2 tRNA genes and 2 rRNA genes are annotated in these 4,608 nt (G+C 52.2%); all 4 read right to left on the bottom strand.

The features are described 5' to 3' along the window. Positions 1-2,128, bottom strand: a 23S ribosomal RNA gene (locus ABD815_RS15080); the annotation flags it as partial. Between the two features lie 418 nt (positions 2,129-2,546). Further along, positions 2,547-2,623, bottom strand: a tRNA-Ile gene (locus ABD815_RS15075). 26 nt (positions 2,624-2,649) lie between these two features. Further along, positions 2,650-2,725: transfer RNA gene (locus ABD815_RS15070), tRNA-Ala, on the bottom strand. Positions 2,726-2,877: 152 nt separating this feature from the next. After that, a 16S ribosomal RNA gene (locus ABD815_RS15065) occupies positions 2,878-4,347 on the bottom strand. Positions 4,348-4,608: the final 261 nt, after the last annotated feature.

Genomic DNA, 4,608 nt, shown 5'->3' with positions numbered 1-4,608 from the left:
TGCGAAGGGTGGTATCTCAAGGGTGGCTCCACAGAAACTAGCGTTCCTGCTTCAAAGCCTACCACCTATCCTGCACATCACAATCCTGATGCCAGTGCGAAGCTGTAGTAAAGGTGCACGGGGTCTTTCCGTCTAACCGCGGGAAGCCTGCATCTTGACAGGCAATTCAATTTCGCTGAGTCGATGTTGGAGACAGCGGGGAAGTCGTTACGCCATTCGTGCAGGTCGGAACTTACCCGACAAGGAATTTCGCTACCTTAGGACCGTTATAGTTACGGCCGCCGTTTACCTGGGCTTCAATTCGGAGCTTGCACTCCTCCTTTTAACCTTCAGGCACCGGGCAGGCGTCAGACCCTATACGTCGTCTTGCGACTTCGCAGAGCCCTGTGTTTTTAGTAAACAGTCGCCACCCCCTGGTTTGTGCCCCCAGCCAATACTTGCGTAGAAACTGGGCCTCCTTCTCGCGAACTTACGGAGGTATTTTGCCGAGTTCCTTCAACATCGTTCTCTCAAGCGCCTTGGTATTCTCTACCAGTCCACCTGTGTCGGTTTAGGGTACGATCTAGCGATGGAGCTATTTCCAGGAACCTCTAAGCAGCCCACTCAATCCAATAAGGATGAACTACCTTCGAGATCCGTCACTTCCATCTGGCCCAGGAATATTAACCTGGTTCCCATCGACTACGCCTTTCGGCCTCGCCTTAGGGGTCGGCTTACCCTGCTCAGATTAGCTTTAAGCAGGAACCCTTGGACTTTCGGCGACAGGGTCTCTCACCCTGTTTGTCGCTACTCATGTCATCATTCTCACTAGTGATCTCTCCACCGGATCGCTCACGCGCCGGCTTCATCGAAAGCCTCGCGCCTCCGGTGATCCCGAAGGATCAAAAGAGGCATGAGACTATATCACACTACGCTCTGCTACCATGCCTTACGGCATCCTAAGCTTCGGCTCATGGCTTGAGCCCCGTTACATCTTCGCCGCAGGACAACTTATCTAGACCAGTGAGCTGTTACGCTATCTTTAAAGGATGGCTGCTTCTAAGCCAACCTCCTGGTTGTTTTGGTCGTCCCACCTGCTTTCCCACTTAGCCATGAATTGGGGGCCTTAGCTGTAGGTCAGGGTTGTTTCCCTCTTCACAACGGACGTTAGCATCCGCTGTGTGTCTGCCATCTAGTACTCCCGGGTATTCGGAGTTTGGTTAGGATCAGTAAGCCTGTGGGGCCCCATTACCCATCCAGTGCTCTACCCCCCGGGGTATTCGGATGACGCTCTACCTAAATAGATTTCGCAGAGAACCAGCTATCTCCGAGTTTGATTGGCCTTTCACCCCTAGGCACAATTCATCCCGACCTTTTTCAACAGGTGTGGGTTCGGACCTCCAGTGCATGTTACTGCACCTTCATCCTGATCATGCCTAGATCACTCGGTTTCGGGTCTGATCCCACGAACTCATGCGCCCTATTAAGACTCGCTTTCGCTGCGCCTACACCTAACGGCTTAAGCTTGCTCGTGAGACCAAGTCGATGACCCATTATACAAAAGGTACGCCGTCAGGACTCGAGGTCCCTCCGACTGCTTGTAGGCGTCCGGTTTCAGAAACTGTTTCACTCCCCTCGTCGGGGTGCTTTTCACCTTTCCCTCACGGTACTGGTTCACTATCGGTCAGTAAGGAGTACTTAGCCTTCGGGGGTGGTCCCCCGATCTTCAGACAGAATTTCACGTGTTCCGCCCTACTTAATACGTCCCATCGAGCTTAGAATACGGGGCTATCACCCGCTATGGCCATGCTTCCCAGCATGTTCTTCTCACTCTCAAGGCTCGGCTGGTTCGCGTTCGCTCGCCGCTACTAACGAAGTCTCTATTGATGTCCTTTCCTCCGGGTACTTAGATGTTTCAGTTCCCCGGGTTTGCTCTTATAAACCTATGTATTCAGTCTATAAGTACCTGGTTCAGCTCATTATAAGCAGCCTTGCGGCTATTATAACAAACTGTCAGGTGGGTTGCCCCATTCGGAAATTCATGGATCAAAGCCTATTCTCAGCTCCCCATGACTTATCGCAGAGTATCACGTCCTTCATCGCCTCTTACTGCCAAGGCATTCACCAAACGCCCTTTTCGCGCTTGATTTGATCCAGAAAGAGCAAAACTTACGTCTTGCGGACGCGTAAGCTGGTAAGCAACGCGCCACACTCTCTGTATCAAAAGCATACTATTTTTCCCGCTCGCTTCATGTCGGTGAAGCGAACAATGCTGCATTCCCGTAGGAATACAGCGGGTTAGTGTACTTGACTTGGGCAACATCATCTTTTCGACCGGGATACAAATAAGAAGATCGAGGAAACAATCTTCAAACTGCCTCACGTGAACCGAAGTTCACGCAACCGACCGAGGCAAAGCACACACGAGTGCCGCCAACGATGTTGCAATTTTTCTCTCTAAACGATGTCAATTCATCCAAATGGATGAGCAAACACTTCGCAAAGTGCTTGCTGATACATTTGATACAGTTGGAATGGTAATCTTGCGGCCAACATCCGGGGGATGTTGGTGGGTCGAGGAGGACTTGAACCTCCGACCTCACGCTTATCAGGCGTGCGCTCTAACCACCTGAGCTACCGACCCAAGCTAACCCCAAAGGGTCGGCAATCTGGTGGAGCCTATCGGGATCGAACCGATGACCCCCTGCTTGCAAAGCAGGTGCTCTCCCAGCTGAGCTAAGGCCCCAGAAGCAGTCAGATGACTGCTTGATGTATACGAAGAGATATGAGGACGGCCTGGTCATGAGTTTGACCAACTAATGTTGATCTTATGCTACCGAAGTAGCTGCTAAGTGTATCACGAGAAGAACAAGTTCTTCTGACTAGATACATCCTTAGAAAGGAGGTGATCCAGCCGCAGGTTCCCCTACGGCTACCTTGTTACGACTTCACCCCAGTCGCTGAGCCTACCGTGGTCCGCTGCCCCCTTCGAAAAGGTTGGCGCACGGCCGTCGGGTAGACCCAACTCCCATGGTGTGACGGGCGGTGTGTACAAGGCCCGGGAACGTATTCACCGCGTCATGCTGTTACGCGATTACTAGCGATTCCGACTTCATGGGGTCGAGTTGCAGACCCCAATCCGAACTGAGACAACTTTTGGGGATTAACCCACTGTAGTTGCCATTGTAGCACGTGTGTAGCCCAACCCGTAAGGGCCATGAGGACTTGACGTCATCCACACCTTCCTCCCGCTTATCACGGGCAGTTTCCCTAGAGTCCCCGGCCGAACCGCTGGTAACTAAGGATGTGGGTTGCGCTCGTTGCCGGACTTAACCGAACATCTCACGACACGAGCTGACGACAGCCATGCAGCACCTGTACATTGTCCAGCCGAACTGAAGAAATCCATCTCTGGAAATCGCGACAAGTATGTCAAGGGTTGGTAAGGTTCTGCGCGTTGCTTCGAATTAAACCACATGCTCCACCGCTTGTGCGGGCCCCCGTCAATTCCTTTGAGTTTTAATCTTGCGACCGTACTCCCCAGGCGGAATGCTTAATCCGTTAGGTGTGACACCGAGCAGCATGCTACCCGACGTCTGGCATTCATCGTTTACGGTGTGGACTACCAGGGTATCTAATCCTGTTTGCTCCCCACACTTTCGCACCTCAGCGTCAGTATCGAGCCAGTGAGCCGCCTTCGCCACTGGTGTTCCTGCGAATATCTACGAATTTCACCTCTACACTCGCAATTCCACTCACCTCTCTCGAACTCAAGACTACCAGTATCAAAGGCAGTTCCAGGGTTGAGCCCTGGGATTTCACCTCTGACTTAATAGTCCGCCTACGTGCGCTTTACGCCCAGTAATTCCGAACAACGCTAACCCCCTCCGTATTACCGCGGCTGCTGGCACGGAGTTAGCCGGGGTTTCTTTACCTGCTACCGTCATTATCTTCACAGGCGAAAGAGCTTTACGACCCTAAGGCCTTCATCACTCACGCGGCATGGCTGGATCAGGCTTGCGCCCATTGTCCAAGATTCCCCACTGCTGCCTCCCGTAGGAGTCTGGGCCGTGTCTCAGTCCCAGTGTTGCTGATCATCCTCTCAAACCAGCTATAGATCGTCGACTTGGTAGGCCGTTACCCCACCAACTATCTAATCTAACGCGGGCCGATCCAAATCCGATAAATCTTTCCCCCGAAGGGCGTATGCGGTATTACTCTCAGTTTCCCGAGGCTATTCCGCAGATCTGGGTACGTTCCCACGCGTTACTAACCCGTCCGCCGCTCAACCCGAAGGTTGCGCTCGACTTGCATGTGTTAGGCCTGCCGCCAGCGTTCGTTCTGAGCCAGGATCAAACTCTCAAGTTGAAATGCATTACTGCATATCCTTGACGATTGAACCTCTGCACATCACTCCTGAAACCGGCAAAGGTTCCAGGAAACTGTTTGTTGCATCAGTACCAAAGGTACCGAAAGCCACCAAACAGTGAAGCTGACACTCCATAATCAGGACCGAAATCCCTAAGAGTGCGATATGCAAACGTCCAGTCATCGTAACGACCAAACCGCCCACATATCTCTTCGTGTTCTATCAATGTCAAAAAGCGAGAGACAAAAACCAGACCGATG

Source organism: Celeribacter arenosi (genome assembly GCF_039539485.1).
Taxonomy (GTDB): domain Bacteria; phylum Pseudomonadota; class Alphaproteobacteria; order Rhodobacterales; family Rhodobacteraceae; genus Celeribacter; species Celeribacter arenosi.
This window is presented reverse-complemented; position numbering and strand designations above follow the sequence as displayed.